Annotated in this window: 22 protein-coding genes, 1 tRNA gene and 1 other RNA gene; 13 read left to right on the top strand and 11 right to left on the bottom strand. The window is 64.1% G+C overall.

Annotated features, from left to right (window positions below):
- The first annotated feature begins 163 nt into the window (after positions 1-163).
- Complete coding sequence (ilvD, locus tag LDL32_RS13585; RefSeq protein ID WP_233067788.1) at positions 164-2,026, top strand: dihydroxy-acid dehydratase; 1,863 nt, start codon at positions 164-166, stop codon at positions 2,024-2,026.
- Between the two features lie 108 nt (positions 2,027-2,134).
- Here the strand turns inward: ilvD and LDL32_RS13580 are convergent, their stop codons facing one another.
- Entirely contained in the window at positions 2,135-2,347 is a 213-nt protein-coding gene (locus LDL32_RS13580) for a hypothetical protein (RefSeq protein WP_233067785.1), read from the bottom strand.
- 567 nt (positions 2,348-2,914) lie between these two features.
- On the opposite strand from LDL32_RS13580, the gene LDL32_RS13575 reads away from it, so the two are divergent.
- Entirely contained in the window at positions 2,915-3,523 is a 609-nt protein-coding gene (locus tag LDL32_RS13575) for a hypothetical protein (RefSeq protein WP_233067782.1), read from the top strand.
- Here LDL32_RS13575 and LDL32_RS13570 read toward each other — a convergent pair.
- Entirely contained in the window at positions 3,520-3,705 is a 186-nt protein-coding gene (locus tag LDL32_RS13570) for a hypothetical protein (protein ID WP_233067780.1), read from the bottom strand. The two genes, LDL32_RS13575 and LDL32_RS13570, sit on opposite strands and share 4 nt — an antisense overlap.
- Positions 3,706-3,802: 97 nt before the next feature.
- Between LDL32_RS13570 and LDL32_RS13565 the strand changes: the two genes are divergently transcribed.
- Together LDL32_RS13565 and LDL32_RS13560 are read left to right on the top strand one after the other, a co-directional pair.
- Entirely contained in the window at positions 3,803-4,624 is an 822-nt protein-coding gene (locus tag LDL32_RS13565; protein ID WP_255673943.1) for a DNA/RNA non-specific endonuclease, read from the top strand.
- 29 nt (positions 4,625-4,653) lie between these two features.
- Positions 4,654-4,935: a hypothetical protein gene (locus tag LDL32_RS13560; protein WP_233067775.1), complete on the top strand. Its 282-nt coding sequence runs from the start codon at positions 4,654-4,656 to the stop codon at positions 4,933-4,935.
- Positions 4,936-5,137: 202 nt separating this feature from the next.
- Here LDL32_RS13560 and rpsI read toward each other — a convergent pair whose 3' ends face one another.
- Positions 5,138-5,641 carry a 30S ribosomal protein S9 gene (gene rpsI, locus LDL32_RS13555; protein WP_102325205.1) on the bottom strand — a complete coding sequence of 168 codons (504 nt, stop codon included), beginning with the start codon at positions 5,639-5,641 and terminating at the stop codon, positions 5,138-5,140.
- A 5-nt stretch (positions 5,642-5,646) separates the two neighbouring features.
- Positions 5,647-6,129: a 50S ribosomal protein L13 gene (rplM, locus tag LDL32_RS13550; protein ID WP_233067772.1), complete on the bottom strand. Its 483-nt coding sequence runs from the start codon at positions 6,127-6,129 to the stop codon at positions 5,647-5,649.
- A 231-nt stretch (positions 6,130-6,360) separates the two neighbouring features.
- Between rplM and LDL32_RS13545 the strand changes: the two genes are divergently transcribed.
- Complete coding sequence (locus LDL32_RS13545; protein ID WP_233067770.1) at positions 6,361-7,707, top strand: hypothetical protein; 1,347 nt, start codon at positions 6,361-6,363, stop codon at positions 7,705-7,707.
- Positions 7,707-8,567: an SDR family oxidoreductase gene (locus tag LDL32_RS13540; RefSeq protein ID WP_233067768.1), complete on the top strand. Its 861-nt coding sequence runs from the start codon at positions 7,707-7,709 to the stop codon at positions 8,565-8,567. Before LDL32_RS13545 ends, LDL32_RS13540 begins: the two co-directional genes overlap by 1 nt.
- A gap of 46 nt (positions 8,568-8,613) precedes the next feature.
- On the opposite strand, the gene LDL32_RS13535 is transcribed toward LDL32_RS13540, so the two are convergent.
- Both LDL32_RS13535 and LDL32_RS13530 read right to left on the bottom strand, forming a co-directional pair.
- Positions 8,614-8,689, bottom strand: a tRNA-His gene (locus LDL32_RS13535).
- A gap of 43 nt (positions 8,690-8,732) precedes the next feature.
- Positions 8,733-9,938: an aminotransferase gene (locus tag LDL32_RS13530; protein WP_233067766.1), complete on the bottom strand. Its 1,206-nt coding sequence runs from the start codon at positions 9,936-9,938 to the stop codon at positions 8,733-8,735.
- Positions 9,939-10,098: 160 nt separating this feature from the next.
- Between LDL32_RS13530 and LDL32_RS13525 the strand changes: the two genes are divergently transcribed.
- The 6 genes from LDL32_RS13525 to LDL32_RS13500 all read left to right on the top strand — a co-directional run bounded on the left by LDL32_RS13525 (position 10,099) and on the right by LDL32_RS13500 (position 16,849).
- Complete coding sequence (locus LDL32_RS13525; protein ID WP_233067764.1) at positions 10,099-10,437, top strand: P-II family nitrogen regulator; 339 nt, start codon at positions 10,099-10,101, stop codon at positions 10,435-10,437.
- Between the two features lie 123 nt (positions 10,438-10,560).
- The gene (gene glnA / locus LDL32_RS13520; protein ID WP_233067763.1) at positions 10,561-12,021 is read left to right on the top strand and encodes a type I glutamate--ammonia ligase; all 1,461 of its coding nucleotides are present in this window, start codon (positions 10,561-10,563) and stop codon (positions 12,019-12,021) included.
- Between the two features lie 208 nt (positions 12,022-12,229).
- Positions 12,230-13,273, top strand: a complete 1,044-nt coding sequence (locus LDL32_RS13515; protein WP_233067761.1) for an NAD(P)H-quinone oxidoreductase — start codon at positions 12,230-12,232, stop codon at positions 13,271-13,273.
- A 12-nt stretch (positions 13,274-13,285) separates the two neighbouring features.
- Positions 13,286-14,077 (top strand): alpha/beta fold hydrolase, encoded by a 792-nt coding sequence (locus tag LDL32_RS13510; RefSeq protein WP_233067759.1) that lies wholly within the window; start codon positions 13,286-13,288, stop codon positions 14,075-14,077.
- A gap of 126 nt (positions 14,078-14,203) precedes the next feature.
- Positions 14,204-15,364, top strand: coding sequence for an energy transducer TonB (locus LDL32_RS13505; RefSeq protein WP_233067757.1), 1,161 nt, complete (start codon positions 14,204-14,206; stop codon positions 15,362-15,364).
- 30 nt (positions 15,365-15,394) lie between these two features.
- Positions 15,395-16,849, top strand: a complete 1,455-nt coding sequence (locus tag LDL32_RS13500; RefSeq protein ID WP_233067755.1) for an AMP nucleosidase — start codon at positions 15,395-15,397, stop codon at positions 16,847-16,849.
- 98 nt (positions 16,850-16,947) lie between these two features.
- Here the strand turns inward: LDL32_RS13500 and LDL32_RS13495 are convergent, their stop codons facing one another.
- The 5 genes from LDL32_RS13495 to LDL32_RS13475 form a co-directional block, all read right to left on the bottom strand.
- Positions 16,948-17,763 carry a TIGR00282 family metallophosphoesterase gene (locus tag LDL32_RS13495; RefSeq protein ID WP_233067753.1) on the bottom strand — a complete coding sequence of 272 codons (816 nt, stop codon included), beginning with the start codon at positions 17,761-17,763 and terminating at the stop codon, positions 16,948-16,950.
- 14 nt (positions 17,764-17,777) lie between these two features.
- Entirely contained in the window at positions 17,778-18,389 is a 612-nt protein-coding gene (locus LDL32_RS13490; RefSeq protein WP_233067751.1) for a 5-formyltetrahydrofolate cyclo-ligase, read from the bottom strand.
- Between the two features lie 14 nt (positions 18,390-18,403).
- A non-coding RNA gene (ssrS, locus tag LDL32_RS13485) (6S RNA) lies at positions 18,404-18,562 on the bottom strand.
- A gap of 9 nt (positions 18,563-18,571) precedes the next feature.
- Positions 18,572-18,913 carry a cell division protein ZapA gene (locus LDL32_RS13480; protein ID WP_233067749.1) on the bottom strand — a complete coding sequence of 114 codons (342 nt, stop codon included), beginning with the start codon at positions 18,911-18,913 and terminating at the stop codon, positions 18,572-18,574.
- A 3-nt stretch (positions 18,914-18,916) separates the two neighbouring features.
- Positions 18,917-19,180, bottom strand: a complete 264-nt coding sequence (locus LDL32_RS13475) for a hypothetical protein (protein ID WP_233067748.1) — start codon at positions 19,178-19,180, stop codon at positions 18,917-18,919.
- A 56-nt stretch (positions 19,181-19,236) separates the two neighbouring features.
- Here LDL32_RS13475 and LDL32_RS13470 point away from each other — a divergent pair, with 56 nt between their 5' ends.
- Positions 19,237-19,671, top strand: a complete 435-nt coding sequence (locus LDL32_RS13470) for a hypothetical protein (protein WP_233067746.1) — start codon at positions 19,237-19,239, stop codon at positions 19,669-19,671.
- The last annotated feature ends 9 nt before the right edge of the window (positions 19,672-19,680 follow it).

Below are 19,680 nucleotides of genomic sequence, written 5' to 3'. Positions count from 1 at the left end.
GATGAACGGATGGCCGCACATGGAGTTGCGACCCTGCCCCAGCGTGACCGGTTACGGTTAACGGCAGGTTTGGACTGGCGTGCAGGGCGCGTGTCCTGTATGCGGTCAGGCAACTTCATGCCGTTTTATGATGCCAACCCGATTGTCGCGAGAGGTCACCGTCATGCCCGCCTATCGTTCCCGCACTACGACCCATGGCCGCAACATGGCCGGTGCGCGCAGCCTGTGGCGTGCAACCGGCATGCAGGACGGTGATTTCGGCAAGCCGATCATCGCCATCGCCAATTCCTTCACGCAGTTCGTGCCCGGCCATGTGCACCTCAAGGACCTGGGCCAGCTTGTCGCGGGCGCTGTGGCCGATGCAGGCGGCATCGGGCGGGAGTTCAATACCATTGCGGTGGATGACGGCATCGCCATGGGCCATGGCGGCATGCTGTACAGCCTGCCCTCGCGCGAGCTGATTGCCGATGCGGTGGAATACATGGTCAATGCCCACTGCGCCGATGCGCTGGTGTGCATCAGCAACTGCGACAAGATCACGCCGGGCATGCTCATGGCGGCGATGCGGCTCAACATCCCCACCATCTTCGTCTCTGGCGGGCCGATGGAAGCGGGCAAGATCATCACCAACGGCACCGAGCAGCGCACCGACCTGATCACCTCCATGGTGGCAGCGGCCAATGCGGATGTCAGTGATGAACAGTCCGCCACCATCGAACGCTCGGCCTGCCCCACCTGCGGGTCGTGCTCGGGCATGTTCACCGCCAATTCCATGAACTGCCTGACCGAAGCGCTGGGCCTGGCGCTGCCGGGCAATGGCAGCCTTGTCGCCACCCATGCCGACCGGCGCGAACTGTTTATGCGTGCGGGACGCGAAATCGTGGCGCTGGCCCGCCGGTGGTATGAAAACGACGATGCCACCGCCCTGCCGCGCGGCATCGCCACCAAGCCTGCGTTCGAGAATGCCATGTCGGTCGATATCGCCATGGGCGGGTCGACCAACACCGTGCTGCACCTGCTGGCCGCAGCCCATGAGGGCAGGGTACATTTCACCATGTCCGACATCGACCGGCTGTCCCACAGGGTACCCAACCTGTGCAAGGTCTCGCCCTCACGCATGGACATCCATATGGAGGACGTGCACCGCGCGGGCGGCATTCCCGCCATCATGGGGGAACTGGCGCGCATGGGGCTGCTGCACATGGATGCGCCCAGCGTGCATGCCCCCAGTGTCAGCGCCGCACTGGAAAAGTGGGATATCGGCACCAGCACGGCGGATGAGGATGCGCGTACCTTCTTCCGCGCCGCGCCCGGTGGGGTGCGGACCACGCAGGCGTTCTCCCAGTCCAGCCGCTATGCGGCGCTGGATACCGACCGCGTCGGCGGCGCGATCCGTGACGCGGAACACGCCTACAGCCAGGATGGCGGGCTTGCGGTGCTGTTTGGCAATCTGGCGGAAGACGGCGCGATCGTGAAGACCGCGGGCGTGGCTCCCGGCCTGCTGACCTTTACCGGGCCCGCGCGTATCTTTGAAAGTCAGGATGCCGCCGTTTCCGCCATCCTGAGCAATGCGATCGTGCCGGGTGATGTCGTGGTGATCCGCTATGAAGGACCGAAGGGCGGCCCGGGCATGCAGGAAATGCTGTACCCGACCAGTTACCTGAAATCCAAGGGACTGGCCGAAAAATGCGCGCTGATTACCGATGGCCGCTTCTCAGGCGGCAGTTCGGGGCTGTCCATCGGCCATATCTCGCCTGAAGCGGCGGAAGGCGGCATCATCGGGCTGCTGGAGGAAGGCGATACCGTCGAGATCGACATCCCCAACCGCATCCTGCGCACCACCGTAAGCGATGCGGATCTTGCCGCCCGCCGTGACGCCATGGAGGAACGCGGCGACCGTGCCTGGCAGCCCGACCGCAAGCGTGAGGTCTCGGTTGCATTGCAGGCCTACAGCGCGCTGACCACCAGCGCGGCCAGGGGTGCGGTGCGCGATGTCAGCCAGCTTGGTCGCCGCACCAGCCGCTGACGGTCCTGCGCCAAAAGGCAGCACACCCCGGCGGGGGCATACCCGCCGGGGTATCTTTCATATCCGTATGACATGCCGTGCCTGTCATCATGCAGGGGCGGGATATCCTTATGTCCGGCGCGGGGCTGGCAGCCTGTGCCCCATGCGATGGAATGTCGCCGTGACATGCTCCCGCAATACCCGAAGATCGGGCATGAGCATGTTATGCAGCGAGCGCACGCTTTCATGCGTGGCATAAAAGCGCAGCGATGTCGCGATGCCGGTAATGATGGCCGCGCCCACGAACACGCCATCGACTTCTATTATTTTTGAATCAAACATGGTTTCCTGACCTGGACCACCGGTTTGGCTGGCCTGCGTTGCAGCCCGTGCCCCTGCGGGCATGGGGCGTGACATGCGCCTCCGGTGTCTTGCTGTTATTTGCATGACATGGGCGCCAACGCAGCGCGCCATGAAAAGTTTCCCGTTCACGATATTGCAAAAAGACATTCTTTAATAAGGAGTTGTGTCTTATTTTGCCATGAATTCACCAGCCACTCCACGCTCGGACCATGGTGTGGGACAGGCGGCATGAAAGCCCTGTTATTGTGTCATTTCAATGACTGGATTGCATCTGTACGGATCGATACGCAATCATTACAGAACAGAACCGCCATTCTGGCAGGAGTTTCGTGATATTCCGTCCCATTGCAAAGTATTGATGCACAGCATGGCACCCTACCCGTAGGTGGGGGTGGCAGGGCGCGCCGCACCGTGACACAAAAGGGCGCGGCATCCGCATGCCGTAGCCAGCCCGTCCGCCCCACCCAGTACAACCGGTGCCTGCCCTTGCCCTGCCCTGTCCCCCCCCGCAACGCCCACGCCCCGTACCACCATCCGCTACGGAACATGGCACTGGCCCTGTGTCTTTCTACATACGCCCTGATGCCCGGCATGGCCCATGCGGCAGGCGCGCCCTATCCCACACCCATTACGGATGTGCACAGCACGGCCCATGCATGGGGTATCGAGACCCGCATTGCCAGCACCACGCCGTGCCGGGTCGAGATCACCATGAACCAGTCCGTTTTCATGACCCATGTGCCGGAAATGGTGCAGGCGGGACTGTTCAATGCGCAGGTCACGCCTGCCCTGCAGCGGCAGGCACCGCATTATCTCATGAACACGGTACAGACGGATGCGACGCCCGGCTTTGTCCATGCGCTGTTCACCCAGCGCGGTGCCCCGGCGCGCTGCCACTTCGCCTGGTCTTACATTGCCCCTGACGGCACATCCCGCCCCATGCTGGGCTTTGACTTCACGCGGCAGGCGCACGACCGCATGGACTGGGACCACCTGCGTTTTGGTGACATGACCGGCCTTGTCCAGAACCTCGTGGTCAATCCGCTCTTTGATGCCCAGGTCAATCAGGAAACCGTGGATGTCACCATAGCCCTGGCCCGCAGGCAGGATGCCGACCTGCCGCCACCCGGCCAGAAACCGGGGCCGACACCCTAATGCCCGTTGCGGATCACACGCAGCACAAGGTCGGTCAGCGCCCCCGCCGCCAGCACCGCCGTCACCACACGCAGCGCAATGCGCAGCCAGCGCTCACGCCGTGTGGGCGGCAGTTCACGCCGGTGCAGGACATAGGAAGGCTGCCGGGAGCCGGAAGGACCTGAATCGGGATGTTCCGCCATTGCCCTGCCCTGTCGGATGTTTCATGAATAGGCCTGTTTTACCAGAACAGATGGATAACACCAGTCCGTGCCCACATGCCATTTCTTCTACCATGGGTTGCGGCCTGCCCTGCTGCTGGCCTGCCTGCTGGCCGTGACGGGCAACCCCGGCGCCCGGGCTGAAGACTGCGCCGCACTGGGGGCGGGCGGGCAGTTGCCCGTTCTGGACAATCCCCGCATGGCGCCACAGACCCAGGTACTGTGCAGCACGAAATTCGCGGTGCTGTATTCCGGTCTTGCACGCGAACCCCTGTGGTCGGCGGAACATCTGGACACCGCGATGGTACGTGCCGCCATGTCCACCCCCCGGGAGGGAGAATTTCATCCCGATACCCGCATCCCCCCCGGATCACGCGCGGAACTGGAGGATTATGTCCGCTCCGGCTTTGACCGGGGGCACATGACGCCATCCGGCGACATGCCCGACCGCCAGACGCAGGAAGAAACCTTCGCCCTGTCCAACATCGTGCCCCAGCGTGCCACGCTGAACCGGGAAAAATGGGCCATGATCGAATCGGGCCTGCGCAGGCTGACCCTGCGGGAAGGCGAACTGTATGTCGTGACCGGCCCGGCCTTCCACGCCAGCACCCTTGCGGCCATAGGTGCCGACCGGGTGCTTGTGCCCACATCCACATGGAAGGCAATCTATTCACCGCGCAGGCAGCAGACGGGGGTGTATGTATGCCATAACGTGACGCGCAATCCCGGGTGCAGCCATGTCAGCGTGACGGAACTCACACGCATGACGGGGGTCGATCCGTTTCCCGCCCTGCCCGCACGCCTGAAACAGACCTGTATGGCCCTGCCCTTTGGCCAGAAGCGTACGGCAACGTATCGCCGTCGCCATCATTATTCGCGCCGCACGTCCTTGCACTGGTAAACGCGCGCGCCCCGCACAGGAGACCCGCCATGACGGAACACCGCCCCGCATCCGATGCCAGCACACCCCTGGTGCCTTTTGCCGACAATGCCACCAGCCGCACCATTGGCGGGATGACAGCTGAAAACGGCACCGACAGCATCGCCTTCTATGGCCAGACCGACCTCAGCCGAGACAGGGCCGGGCTGGAACGCGCCCGCGCGCTTCTGGCATTCATGCAGCAGGTGGTCGATACACTGGCCGCGCAGAAGGATCTGCCCGACAGCCTGCCGCCGCACAAGGCGGCCAGGGTGCCCAATCCCTTTGCGTAACGGCTGTTTTCAAACAAAGAAAATTTCCGGGCACCGCCTTCCAGGAAAAGTGGCGTTCTTCCGGAGATTTTGAAAAAAGCTTCACCGGAAACTTTTTTCATGCCTGCAGGCAGCAGACCGGATGCACAACGGGGCCGGTCCGTTTCCGGACCGACCCCGTTGCAGAACCCGTATCCCGTGGCATGCCACGGGAAAGGCAGGATCAGCGCTTGCTGAACTGGAAGGAACGACGGGCCTTGGCGCGGCCGTACTTCTTACGTTCAACAACACGCGAATCGCGCGTCAGGAAGCCGGCAGCCTTCAGGATGCTGCGCAGCGCGGGCTCGTAATGGGTCAGCGCACGGCTGATGCCGTGACGGACCGCACCGGCCTGACCGGACAGACCACCACCAACGACCGTGCAGTACACGTCGAACTGGTTGTAACGGTCCGCCACCAGGAAGGGCTGGGTGATCAGCATGCGCAGCACCGGGCGGGCGAAGTAGGTGCCGACCGGACGGCCATTGACGATGATGTCGCCCTTGCCCGGCTTGATCCACACGCGGGCCACGGCGTCCTTGCGGCGGCCGGTGGCGTAGGAACGGCCCTGCGCATCGCGCTTGGCTTCATAGACGGGTGCGGCTTCCTGGGAGGAAACGACCTGGCCGGACGCAACCGCGTCCTTCAGGTCAGCCAGCGTGCCTGTACGTTCTTGGGTTTCAGACATGTGGTTCAGCCCCCGACCTTCTGGGTGTTGACGGCATTCTTGCGGTTCAGCGCCGCGACATCGAGCACCTGCGGCTTCTGGCCTTCATGCGGGTGTTCGCTGCCGGCATAGACGTACAGATGCTTCATCTGCGCGCGCTGCAGCGGGCCGCGGGTGATCATGCGCTCGACCGCCTTGCGCACCACGTGGCCGGGGTTCTTGCCGGTCAGGCGCTGGGTGATCGTGCGTTCCTTGATCCCACCGGGGTAGCCGGTGTGGTAATGGAACAGCTTCTGGTCCACCTTGTTGCCGGTCAGGCGGACCTTCTCGGCGTTGATGATGACGATATTGTCGCCACAATCAACATGCGGAGTGAACTGGGGCTTGTGCTTGCCGCGCAGGCGCTGGGCAACGATGGCGGCCAGACGGCCCAGAACGAGGCCCTCGGCGTCGATCAGGGTCCAGCCACGCGTCACCTCGGCGGGCTTCAGCGAAAGTGTGGTCTTCATGGATTCAGTGTTCCGTCCAGTAATGTCGCGGTAACAGGTGGCGCGTTATCATCCGTACGGGACACGAACGTCAAGCACATAATCCCGTATGGACGGCATTTTTCCGGTAAAAAAACGCATGTGGTATCATGATACCACCTTCTTTCCCGCCTGCTCTCCCCCACGGGCGATTGCCGAAGGGGGCGGTAATGCGATAGCACTCATCTCAAGGTCATTACGGATATCAGGCTCGTGAAGAAACTCTATCCCGCCATTCCCCTGCTCATACTTGTTCTACTGGTTGGCAGCTGGGGGGTGCATCACTTCGCCCAGCGCAGGCTGGAGGCCGGTATCGCCGACTTCCGCGCCTCCCTCGGGCCGGACGCCACGTTCAGCTACGCCACGGCCCGGCCGCGCACGCTGGCGCGCGGCGCGCATTTTACCGCGGTGACCTACCGCAATCCGGCCATGACGCTGATCGCGGCCGACGTGCGCCTGGGCGGACTGACCGGCAACAACGTGCAGGGGGAGAAGATCGGCAGCATCGTACTGCGTGACGTGAAGGTCATGACACAGGACAGCACCATCTCGCTCGACCAGGTGGCGCTGGGCAATCTTGTCATGCCCAATACCGCGCGCGTCACGGCGGAAACGGCCCGCCCGCTGGGCTTCGATTCGCTCGTGCTGGACACCGGCACCTTCACCAACCTGCACCTGGCCATTCCCGCCAGCCAGACCGATGTCACCATCGGACGCATGGTGATCGGCCAGTACGGGGTGGGACGGTCCTCGCATCTCGATGTGGAGAAGCTGGCGACCCAGATCAACCTGACCCCCTCGCGCCGCATCGCGGTCGAGCATATCCGGCTTGACGGGCCGGACTTCGCCAGCGAGGTCGCCAGCCTGATCCAGTCCGGCCACCTGATCCATGAACGCCACCCGCAGACCATGGACCTGAAGAAGGTGGAGATCGCCAGCACCCACCCCATGCTCCAGATCGACCATGTCACCACATCGCGCTTCTCCACCGAGACGGAGGACAAGATGGACACGGACCTGACCAGCCTCACGCTGTGGTCCACCGGCACGGACAATCCCTCCATCCTCAATGCATTCGGCTATGACCATTTTACCGGCAACATCCATATCAACAGCACCAGTGACCGCAGTGCGGGCCGCGTGCATCTGGAACCCATGACAGTAGAGGCGCCGGAGATGGGCAACCTGTCCGTGGTGGCGGAACTGGACCAGATTCCGTTTGATGACATGGCCATCATCCCCGAGACCGCGCGCATCGTCTCCGCCGCACTGACATGGGAAGACCATTCGCTGGCCGAGCATATCGTGGCGGGACTGGCAAAAAGCCGCAACACGGAAGTGGATGCCTACCGCCAGGCCCTGCTGGCCTCGCTGGCCACATCCGATGATGCCTCGATGCGCGCAATGGGCCGGTTCGTGCAATCCCCGCAGGATCACCCGCTGCAGATCGCGCTGCGCCCGATGAAGCCGGTCAACCTGATGATGCTGGGCGTTGCCCTGTCCATGGCGGGCGATCCTTCGATTGCGGCGCCGCTGGGCCTGACCATTTCCACGCCCTGATGGGAATCGGTGGGCCGGTGCATGTCATCGGCGCGACCGGCCGGTCGGGACTGGCGCTCTGCCATGCCCTGACCGCACGGGGGTGCGCCATCGTGCCCATCGTGCGCAGCCTGCCGCGCTGGCGGGAAAGCGGTATGGCGGTTCCGGCCCGCATGGCCGACCTGGCGCACGGAACCGCCGCCCTGCGCGCGGCACTGGCGGATGCCACATCCATTGTTCTGACAGCCCATGCCCGCCACCTGCCCGCCGTTGTGGCGGCTGCACCATTGTCAGCAGGCATCGTGGCGCTTGGCAGCACACGCATCTTTACCCGCTGGCCTGATTCCCATGCCCGTGGCGTAATGGCGGGGGCGCGTGCGTTTGCACGTTCGGGCCACCGGGGCGTGCTGCTGCATCCCAGCATGATCTATGGCGCGCGGGGGGAAGACAACGTGCAGCGCCTGGCCGCCCTCATGCGCCGCCTGCCGGTACTGCCGCTGCCCGGCGGGGGGCAGGCCCGTATCCAGCCCATATGGCAGGGCGATGTGACGCGCGCCCTCATCGCGGCCCTTGGCCGGAAATGGGAGGGAGCGCATGAACTTGTCATTGCCGGGGGGGAACAGGTCACCTACCGTGACTTCACCCGCAGGGTGGCCCTTGCGGCCGGGCTGCATCCCCGCCCGGCCGTGCCGGTGCCGGGGCGGCTGCTCATGCTGCTGGCCCGGCTGCCCGTGCCGGGACTGCCGCGCATAAGGCCTGCCGAGGTGCGTCGGCTGATGGAAGACAAGATATTCGATATAGTGCCCATGCGGGCACAGCTCGGGCTGGACCCCACGCCCCTGGCGGTGGGGCTTGCCCACACGTTTGGCGGTACGGACTGAAACAGCCTGCCATCCGGAACACAATTTTATCTGGGATAACGTGGGTTGGGGCGAACGACGGGGATCGAACCCGCGACAACCGGTACCACAAACCGGCGCTCTACCGACTGAGCTACGTCCGCCACAACTGCGCTGCTATATAGAAAAGCAGCACGGGCGCGTCAATTACCCTTTTTGGGTTTCCGCAATTTTTCCGGTACACAGCCGTTCGCGCACGGTCTGCAGGCGCGTGATGGCGCCTGAGATCACCTCTGGCCGCTTGCAGAAGGCGAAGCGGACATAACGGTCGGGTATGTCCACGCCCCGGCTGTCATAAAAGGCGGAAACGGGAATGGCCGCGACCCCGACCCGTGCGGTCATCTGCTCACAGAACGCGACATCCCCGCCCGTGAAGCCAAGCGGCGCGATATCGGCAATGACGAAGTAGCCGCCATCACACGGCAGCACGCCAAACCCTGCCTGGCGCAGCCCATCGCCCAGCTGCTGGCAGCGCGCGCGCATCCCCCCGGCCAGCCGGGTAAAATAGGCGCCATCCTTGTCCAGCCCCACCGCCACGGCGCGCTGCAGGTTGGGGGCCACGGCAAAGGTCAGCAGCTGGTGGGCCTTCGCCACCAGATCAGCCAGCGGCGCGGGGGCGGTCACATACCCCACCTTCCACCCCGTAAGGGAAAAGCTCTTGCCCGCGCTGCCAATGCGGATCGTACGCCCGCGCATGCCCGGCAGCGCCATGAGCGGCAGATGCCGGACCGGGGCGAACGTCAGGTGTTCATACACTTCATCACACACGGCATAGGCATCGTGCCGGGCAAGCAGGCCTGCGATGAAGGCCAGTTCATCGGCCGTGAAGACCTTGCCGGTCGGATTCATGGGCGTGTTGAGCAGGATCGCCTTGGTACGCGGGCCAAAGGCCGCGGCCAGTTCCGCGCGCGGCAGGTCCCATCGCGGCGGGGCCAGGCGCACCGTGCGCACGGTTGCGCCCAGCATTTCCAGCACCGGCAGGTAGGTGTCGTATACCGGTTCGAACACCACCACCTCATCCCCACGGTTGACCAGCGCCATGAGGGACGCGGTAATGGCTTCCGTCGCCCCGCAGGTCACGACCACTTCGCGCGCGGGATCGACCGTGATTCCGTAGAACCGCTCATTGGAGCGGGCAACGGCGGCGCGCAGTTCGGGCAGGCCGGCCAGGGGGGCGTACTGGTTGCGCCCGTCACGCAGCGCCCCGGCCGCCGCCTCCACCATGTCGGCGGGGCCTTCGGTATCGGGGAAACCCTGGCCGAGATTGATGGCATCATGCCTGACCGCCAGTGCGGACATGATGGAAAAAATGGTTGTCGGCAGTCCCGAAAGCATCGCGTTCGCGGGTTTCATCGTCTCATCCTGTCCCAACGGAGCCTTGGCGTCCCGTGCGCACCTGTTTTTTTGCCTTATCATCCGATTGCCTGAAATCAAAAGCCATGCAACCCTGCCCGCCGCCCGATCAGACGGCAACGCGGACACAAGCTACGAGACGGAAGACAGACACAGCAGCATGAAAAAGATCGAGGCCATCATCAAGCCCTTCAAGCTCGACGAGGTGAAGGATGCCCTGCATGAAATCGGTCTGATGGGCATAACCGTGATCGAGGCCAAGGGCTTCGGGCGGCAGAAAGGCCATACCGAGCTGTATCGTGGCGCGGAATACATCATCGACTTCCTGCCCAAGGTAAAGCTGGAAATCGTATGCCCGGACGACATGACCGAGCGTGCGATCGAGGCAATCATGGGGGCCGCCCGCACCGGCCGCATTGGCGATGGCAAGATTTTTGTCACCCCGGTTGTGGATGTCATCCGCATCCGCACGGGCGAACGGGGGGCGGATGCGGTCTGAACCACCATGCGGGCATGCACCGCATGGTGTCAGGACTCTCGACACGGGCCTTACGTTTCCGTAACCATAACCACCGCGCCGCATGGAACGGCACACCTAAAGTTCAGGACAGGTAATTTAGACATGGCAAAAAAAGCACAGGCCCCGGTCGCGGCCTCCACGCCGTCGCATTCAGCCAAAGCCATCGCGAAGGTCTTTGAAATCATCAAGGAAAACGCGGTGGAAATGGTTGACCTGCGTTTCACCGATCCGCGTGGCAAGTGGCATCACACGACCCAGTACGTCACCACGATCGAGGAAGACACCTTCCGCGAAGGCTTCATGTTTGACGGTTCATCCATCGCCGGATGGAAAGCCATCAACGAAAGCGACATGATCCTGTTGCCTGATCCGACAACCGCGGTTATGGACCCGTTCTCCGCCAAGCCGCAGCTTATCCTGATCTGTGACATTGTCGAACCGTCCACCGGGCAGTTCTACAACCGTGACCCGCGCGCGACCGCCAAGCTGGCGGAGCAGTACCTGCAGTCCACCGGCCTGGGTGACACCGCCTTCTTCGGCCCCGAAGCCGAATTCTTCATCTTTGACAGCGTACGATTCGGCACCGGCCCGAATTTCGGCACCTACGAGCTGGAAAGCATCGAAGGCCCCGGCGCGTCGCTCAAGGACTACCCCGAAGGCAACATGGGCCACCGCCCCGGCGTCAAGGGCGGCTACTTCCCCGTTGCCCCGGTTGACAGCGAAGGCGACCTGCGCGCCGAAATGCTGACCACCATGGGCGAGATGGGCCTGCCCATCGAAAAGCACCACCACGAAGTGGCACAGTCGCAGCACGAACTGGGCACCAAGTTCGACACGCTGGTCCGCTCCGCCGACTTCATGCAGATCTACAAGTACTGCGTGCACAACGTCGCCCATTCCTATGGCAAGACGGCAACCTTCATGCCGAAGCCGATCTATGGCGACAACGGCTCGGGCATGCATGTGCATCAGTCCATCTGGCGCGACGGCAAGCCCACATTCGGCGGCAACGGCTATGCCGACCTGTCGGATGAGGCGCTGTACTACATCGGCGGCATCATCAAGCACGCCAAGGCGCTGAACGCGTTCACCAACCCGTCCACCAATTCCTACAAGCGCCTGATCCCGGGCTTTGAAGCGCCCGTGCTGCTGGCCTACTCGGCGCGCAACCGCTCCGCTTCGTGCCGCATCCCGTACGCGACCAGCCCCAAGGCGAAGCGCGTCGAGGTCCGCTTCCCCGACCCCACGGCAAACCCCTACCTGTCGTTCGCCGCCATGCTCATGGCGGGCCTGGACGGGATCAAGAACAAGATCCACCCCGGCGAAGCGATGGACAAGGACCTGTACGACCTTCCCCCCGAGGAACTCAAGCAGATCCCGACCGTTGCGGGCTCGCTGCGTGAGGCGCTGACGGCACTGGAAGCGGACTACGAATTCCTGCTCGCTGGCGGCGTGTTCACCAAGGACCAGATCGAGAGCTACTGTGAAGTGAAGTGGCAGGAAGTCTACAAGTTCGAGCACACCCCGCATCCGGCCGAATTCGAGATGTACTACTCCGTCTGATCCCCGTCTTCCCCTACGGGAAAACGGCCAGGCAGGGCGCCGGGACCACACAGGTCCCGGCGCCCTTTTTCTGTCCGGCGGCAGGCCCGCGCAACTGGCGCAGACCCCACACGTTTGCTCGATTCCATGCCATGCAGACTGGTCCTGCCCGCCATATCGCCTACACCATGCTCCCCCAAGCACGCGACATGCCCCGGAGGCCAGAGACATGACCGACACCCTGCCCGACACCATGCAGGCCATTACCGTCACCGAAGACGGCACGCCCGATTCCCTGCGTGTCACCACCATGCCCCTGCCCCGTCCCGGCGCGGGCGAAGTGCTGGTACGTGTCATGGCCGCCGGCATCAACCGGCCCGACATCATGCAGCGCCAGGGGCTCTATCCACCCCCGCCGGGCGCAAGCCCGCTTATGGGACTGGAAGTGGCGGGCGAGGTCGTGGCCGTGGGCGATGACGTGCCGCGTGACAGCTTTCCCACACAGGGCGCGCGCGTGTGCGCGCTGACCAATGGCGGCGGCTATGCGCAGTACTGCACCGTGCCTGTCGGCCAGTGCCTGCCATGGCCCGCCGGATTCGACGCCATACAGGCGGCCAGCCTGCCCGAGACGTTCTTTACCGTCTGGTCGAACCTGTTCATGACCGCGGGGCTGAAACCCGGCGAGAGCGTGCTGGTGCATGGTGGCACCAGCGGCATCGGCACCACCGCCATCCAGCTTGTGCGCGCGATGGGGGGTACGGTCTACGCCACCGCCGGGACACAGGACAAATGTACCCTGTGCACGACGCTGGGGGCAAAGGCTGCCATAAACTACCGCACCGAGGACTTTTCCCAGCGCATCCGGGACCTGACGGAAGGGACGGGGGTCGATGTGATCCTCGACATGATCGGGGCGTCCTATCTGGATGGAAACCTGCGCGCGCTGGCCATCGGGGGGCGTCTGGTGATCATCGCCCTGCAGGGGGGCGCCAAGGCGGATGGTGTCAACCTGGCCCGCATCATGACACGCAGGCTGGTGGTGACCGGCACCACGCTGCGCCCGCGTGACAGGGCATACAAGGCCGAAATCGCCCGCCAGCTTGAAGACCGGGTCTGGCCGCTGCTGGCCAGCGGCGCCATCCACCCGCTCATCCATGCCACCTTCCCCTTTGCGCGGGTTGCCGATGCCCATAAACTCATGGAAAACGGGTCCCATATGGGCAAGATCGTGCTGGATCTCCGGCACCCGTCCATGGATGCGACACCACGATAGGAACACAAGCTGGTGCTACTGAACGTCATCGAGCGCGGACCGGAAGAAACCATACCCGGACATGTCGGCAGGCCCCCCGTCGTGCTGCTGCATGGGCTGTTCGGGCGGGCGCGCAATCTTGGCTTTTTCCAGCGCCGGCTGGCCCGCACACGGCGCACGCTGGCCATCGACCTGCGCAACCATGGCGACAGCCCGCACGGGCTGATGGACTACAACGTCATGGCAGCCGACCTGCTCGAGACACTGGCCCACCACAACGCACTGCCCGCGACACTGGTCGGCCATTCCATGGGGGGCAAGGTCGCCATGACCCTGGCCCTGACACGACCGGGCATGGTGCACAGCCTGCTGGTGGCCGACATTCCCCCCGCCCATACCGGCCACGGGCAGTTCGGGCTGGGTGAGCAGATGCTGCGCATGCCCTTTCCCCCTTTCCTGAACCGGGCGGGGGCGGACAGGCTGCTCCAGCACTACATTGCCAATACCGACGTGCGGGCGCTGATGCTCCAGAACATCCGGGTTGGCGAAAACCCTGGCTGGATCATCGGCCTGCGTGAAATCGTGGAATCGATGCCCAACGTGGAAAGCTGGCCCTACATTCCCGAAGGCTATACCTATCCCGGTCCCACGCTGTTCCTGGCGGGGGGGAATTCGCCCTATATCCGCCGCGAGCATTATGCCACCATGCGCAGGCTGTTCCCGTGCTACCGGCTGGAACTGATCGAACATGCCGGCCACTGGCTGCATACCGAACACCCGCTGAAATTCGCCGAACTGCTGGAAAAATTTACCGAAAGCTACTGAACGTCCTTTCATTGCGTACCCCGTCCTTGACAACCCCCCCCCTGGCGTCAGTTATGCTGTCGATATAACAGGGCAGGCACGCGGCCCCCACGAACAGACCCCTATGGCGGAGACCCGTAGTCTTTCATGACGGTGACACTCAGTCCCTCCTCCCGGCGGCGCAATGCCGTGGAGCCCGTGCTGATCCCGCGCCACACGGAACCGGGCGGCACCCCGCCCCGCCCCGTGGCGGAGAAGGAGTACGTGCCCCCCCGGCGCGAACGCCTGCTGCCGGGCGCCGTCGTGCCGCCGCACGCGGGGTACCGCAAGCTGCGGCCCACCATGTCGGGCCTGATCCGTCCCGACACGATCGAGACGCCCGGTCCCGGCCGGGCCATGGCCGTATCGGGACTGCTGCATGCCGCGCTGCTGGCGGCGGTACTGATCGAATCCGCCCATCACAGCCAGCATGGTTCCCCCAACGCCACACAGTCGGAACCACAGGTGGAGATGGTGTTCTCGCCCCCCACCTCCAGCGGATTGCAGGGCCAGTCCTCACCCGACATGGCCGGCGGACAGAACGCACCGCGCCAGCAGCAGGAGCAGAGCCAGCCCACCGCCCAGGACAACAGCCAGAACCCGCAGACACAGGATGAGGAATCCTCCCCCTCCCCCAACACACCCACGCCGGAAACCCCCTCCGCCCCGCCCATGAGCGAGGCACCGTCCGACCTGTCGGTCCCGCAGGCCGAACGGCATGACGAATTCAATCCCTCCATGCAGAGTTCGGGCCACGGCAACCATCCGGCCCAGCAGTCACACAGCCAGTCCCCGGCCGGGCGGTATGCCCCGCTCCAGCATCCGCGCAACTGGGCGCTTTCGTCCTCGCCCCTGCCACGCCGCAACCAGCACGGGCGCGCGGGGGGCACGGGGGGGCCGATCGACCTGTCGCTCGGGCCGGTGGTCCAGAACGGCAAAATCAATGCCCCCTATTCCACCAACACCCAGATCCGGGGCGTGAGCGAGGATTATGGCAGTGAACTGGACCGCTGGATCCGCAGCCATATGTACTACCCCGAGGAAGCCGCCCGCGCGGGCGAGGAAGGCCCCTCTTCCGTACATGTGGAACTGGACCGCGATGGCCATGTGACCAAGGTGCGCCTGACCGGCCAGTCAGGTTCCTACTACCTTGATGCCGCGACGGTTGGCATGTTCCGCAATGCCCAGCTTCCCCCCGTACCGCCGGACATGCAGGGCGATACCTTCCCCATCGACCTGACCATTAACTACATCCTGATCCGCCGCTAGGCGGTGCGGAACCAGGGAGTAACCGCCATCATGGACACAACCGCCCTCCTGCGCGAAGTCGGGCGTGACTTCCGCGCCTTTGACACTGCAGACGGTGCCGTGGCCCACATCACCCGGCTGTATGACCATGCAGCAGAACTGATCCGCCATGCCTTCACCACCCGTGACACTACGGGGCTGAAAGAGGCGGTCTATCCCTATCTTGCCTTCACACCCCAGGCCGCGCTGCCACCCGACGGGCCGCGCCCGCCATTCGATGTGGTGCTGGAGCCGGGCTTCTATGGCACCACGCTGACCCGCCCCGCCCTGTTTGCCGATTACTGGCGCGAGCAGATCGCAGGCCTGCTGCACCACTACGACACCCCGGTCCGGGTCGGGCTGTCGCACCAGCCGATCCCGCTGCCTTACGTAATGGAAGATGCCGTGACATCGCTCACGGAAGCCGATCTTGCATGGATCCAGTCGCATTTCACGCTGCCGGACCTGCATGTGACCGATGATACGATCGCCAACTGCGAATACATCCCCCGCCCCGACACACCACGCCCGCTGGCGCTGTTCACGGCGGCGCGCACCGATTACTCGCTGGCACGGCTGCACCATTACACCGGCACCGCGCCACGCCATTTCCAGCGCTTCATCCTGCTGACCAATTACCAGCGTTACGTGGATGCGTTCCGGGAATATGGCCATGCGCAGGTGGATGCAGGACCGGAATACACCGCCCTTGTCGAACCGGGGGAGATCATCCACACCCGCCACACACCCCATGCCCCCACCCATGCGGGCCAGAGCCTGCCGCAGATGCCCGCTTACCACCTGTGCCGCCCCGATGGTGATGGCATCACACTGATCAACATTGGCGTCGGCCCCGCCAACGCCAAGACCATTACCGACCACCTGGCCGTGCTGCGCCCGCATTGCTGGCTCATGGTCGGGCATTGCGCGGGGCTGCGCCGCAGCCAGAAGCTGGGGGACTACGTGCTGGCGCATGGCTACCTGCGCGATGATCATGTGCTGGATGACGACCTGCCGCCCTGGGTGCCGGTACCCCCCATTGCGGAAGTGCAGATGGCCTTGCAGGACGTGACCGCGCGCGTGACCGGCCTGCATGATGCCGAGGTCAAGACACGCCTGCGTACCGGCACGGTCATGACCACGGACAACCGCAACTGGGAACTGCGGCTGGGCGCGCTGTTCACCCGCATCAACACATCCCGCGCCATTGCGGTGGACATGGAATCGGCCACCATCGCCGCCAATGGCTTCCGCTTCCGGGTGCCCTACGGCACGCTTCTGTGCGTATCGGACAAGCCGCTGCATGGGGAACTGAAGCTGCGCGGCATGGCCAATGCCTTCTACCGCGAGCGGGTGCGCCAGCATCTGGTGGTGGGAATCGAGACCATGCAGCAGTTGCGCGCGCAGGGGGTGCACCGCCTGCATTCGCGCAAGCTGCGCGGGTTTGATGAACCCGCTTTCCGATAATTATTAAATAATAAAAGTTTTTGGGTGCCGCCTTTTTGAAAAAAGGCGGCATTCTTTGAAGCTTTTTGGCAAAAAGCTTCACCAAAAACTTCTTTTCTTTAGAAATCAGGCAGCGTGGGGGCCAGATGACCGCCCTGGCGCACCGGGGCCATGCGGCGGGCAAGGCCGGTGGCGTCATCGGTTTCCACCATCATGCCGGCAATGCTGGCATCCCCTTCGGCGGGTTGCAGGCGGTCACCGGGCATCTTGCGCACGAAGCGGGCAATCGCCGCCTCCTTGCCCATGCCGATCACGCTGTCATAATCGCCGCACATGCCCGCGTCGGTCTGGAAGGCGGTGCCACCGGACAGGATACGGTGGTCCGCCGTGGGGGTGTGGGTGTGGGTGCCGATGACCAGCGAGACGCGGCCATCAAGGAAATGGCCCATGGCCCATTTCTCGCTCGTGGCTTCGGCATGCACGTCCACCACGGCGGCATGCATGGTGACACCCAGCCGGTGGCGGGAAAGGATTTCGCTTACCGAGCGGAAGGGGTCGTCCATCGCATCCATGAACTGGCGGCCCATGATGCTGACCACCAGCGCCCTGCGGCCATCCACCAGTTCCACCATGAAGCTGCCCTGCCCCGGCGTGCCGGGTGGATAGTTGGCGGGACGGATGATGCGGGGTTCGCTGCCGATATGGCCGATCAGGTCGCGCCGGTCCCAGCTATGGTTGCCCAGCGTAATGACATCGGTCCCCGCAGCCAGCAGGTCACGGCCAATGGCGGGTGAGAGACCAAAACCATGGCTTGCGTTTTCACCATTCACCACCACCAGATCCAATGCAAGATCGCGCCGCAGGGTAGGCAGGCGGGAAATAACAGCCTCACGCCCGACGCGCCCGACAATGTCACCCAGAAACAGAATTCTCAAGAAAACAGCCTTTTTTACCGTATGCGCCCGTTCATGCCACACCGGATCCATTCACGCTCGGTCACGATCGCGGGCAATGCCACATCATACAGACCGGTGGGAATACATGTCACTTCCTGAAAGGAATGGCCAAATCCCACCTGCCGCGCGCCGGGCAGGCTGGCCAGCGTGCGGTCGTAATATCCCCCGCCATAGCCCAGCCGCATGCCACGCCGGTCAAAAGCCAGCAGCGGCACGCATATCACATCGGGCCGCATGACCGGCCCGTCCGGATGGCTGGTGCCATAGCGCCCCGACTGCATGGAGCACCCGGGCTGCCACAGCCGGAAGACAAGCGGATGCCCCCGGGGCGGTGTTTCGGGCAGGGCGATGGACAGCCCGTCGGCATGAAGGGCATGCATGACCGGGCGCAGGTCGCATTCCCCCGCCAGTGGCCAGACCATGGCCAGGCATTCCCCCGGCCGGGCCGTACGGCGCAGCACATGGGCCATGCGGTGGCGCAGGCCATCTTCGATCATGTCATGGTGGGGGCTGGCAACGAACGCTTGGCGCCGGTGCGCCATCTCCCGGCGGAGCGCCTGCTTGGCCTGTGTTACCGGCCACGATTCGGGGGAAGGTGAAGTCATTTGAAAAACGGTATTACGGAGCCGCCATGGCCGTTGGTCGGATCAGCCCTCCCGGACCTGCTGACGCAGGTGGGCGCCAGATAACGTGACCACGATCACGACAGTGCCAGCTCCCTAGGAAGTGCTTATCGGCCCAGGGGTTGAATCATGCCTGACGCACCGGGCAGCCCCGCCCTTTCCATTTACTCTTCTTCCAGTTCGGCTGCAATGCTTTCCGCGCGTTCGACCAGATAGGCCAGCTGTTCGCGGCGGTGTTCATTCTCGATTCGCGCCTGCTTTCCCTGCGCCAGCTGGTAGGCCGTGTCGGACGACATCCTTGCCGCCGTCAGGTCATGGATCTCATCGGCCATGAGCAGCGCCGCCAGGGCAAGCAGCCGCCCCTCCCCGCTATGGCCGCCCAGCGTGCGGATATGGTCGATCCGGCGCTCGACTTCCTGCGCCATGGCCTGCAGGTGCTTTTCCTGCCCTTCCTTGCATCCCACCGCATAGGAAAAACCGTTTATGCGTACGGTAACCTGGCTCATGGGCTATTCCTTTCCGCCAGCAGGGTCATCCGCGCCCAGCACGTCACGCACGCGCGCGATCAGGACATCGATGTTGGCGGCCAGCGCCTGCAGGTCCACATCCGGCTTGGCCGGGGAGGCGATGGCAGCCCGCTCCGCATTGCGGTCAAGGGCGAAGGCAATGCGGTTAAGGGCAAGTTCGAGACGGTCTGCCGGGTCCTGCCCGGAGGCCGGGGGCGTGCGCGCCTCTTCCTGTTCCGGTGGCATGATAATGTCAGACACGTTCATCCTTTCCCTCATTCCTCCCCTTGCACTGATCGCGCGGTGTGGTTTCAACGTCAAGCATGATCGACAAACATGACCATTCTATGCCCGCCGCCGTGCATGGAACCCGGCCGTACGTAACCGTGGCCCGCGCGGCGGATGTGGCGCTGGTCACGGCACTGGCCCTGTCGTTACGCACCGGGTGCACCGTAGTTTCCCCCCCCGGTGCCGGATGCTTCATGGGGGTGGGGTGGTGGCGGGCGGTGGTGGCGGGGTGCACGCTGCCGGCACTGCTCGACTGCGGGCAGGCGGCGGGATTTGCCGCGGCGGGACTGCGGGCGGGGCTGGATGGGGTCATCGTGCAGGCTTCCCCCGCGCAGCTTCACGCGCTGCGGTCGCTGGCACGGGTTACAGGCGGGCATGTGCTGGACGTGCGCCCCGTGGCGCTGGACCTGCCCCCATCCGGGGCGGAGGCGGCACTGGCGCGATACCTGCGCGCCCACCTGTCCCCCTAGCCGCCCCGC

Origin of the sequence: Komagataeibacter sp. FNDCF1 (assembly GCF_021295335.1) — a bacterium.
In the GTDB taxonomy this organism is placed as follows: Bacteria; Pseudomonadota; Alphaproteobacteria; order Acetobacterales; family Acetobacteraceae; genus Komagataeibacter.
Note: the sequence above shows the minus strand (reverse complement) of the source record. Positions and strands in the feature narration are given on the sequence as shown.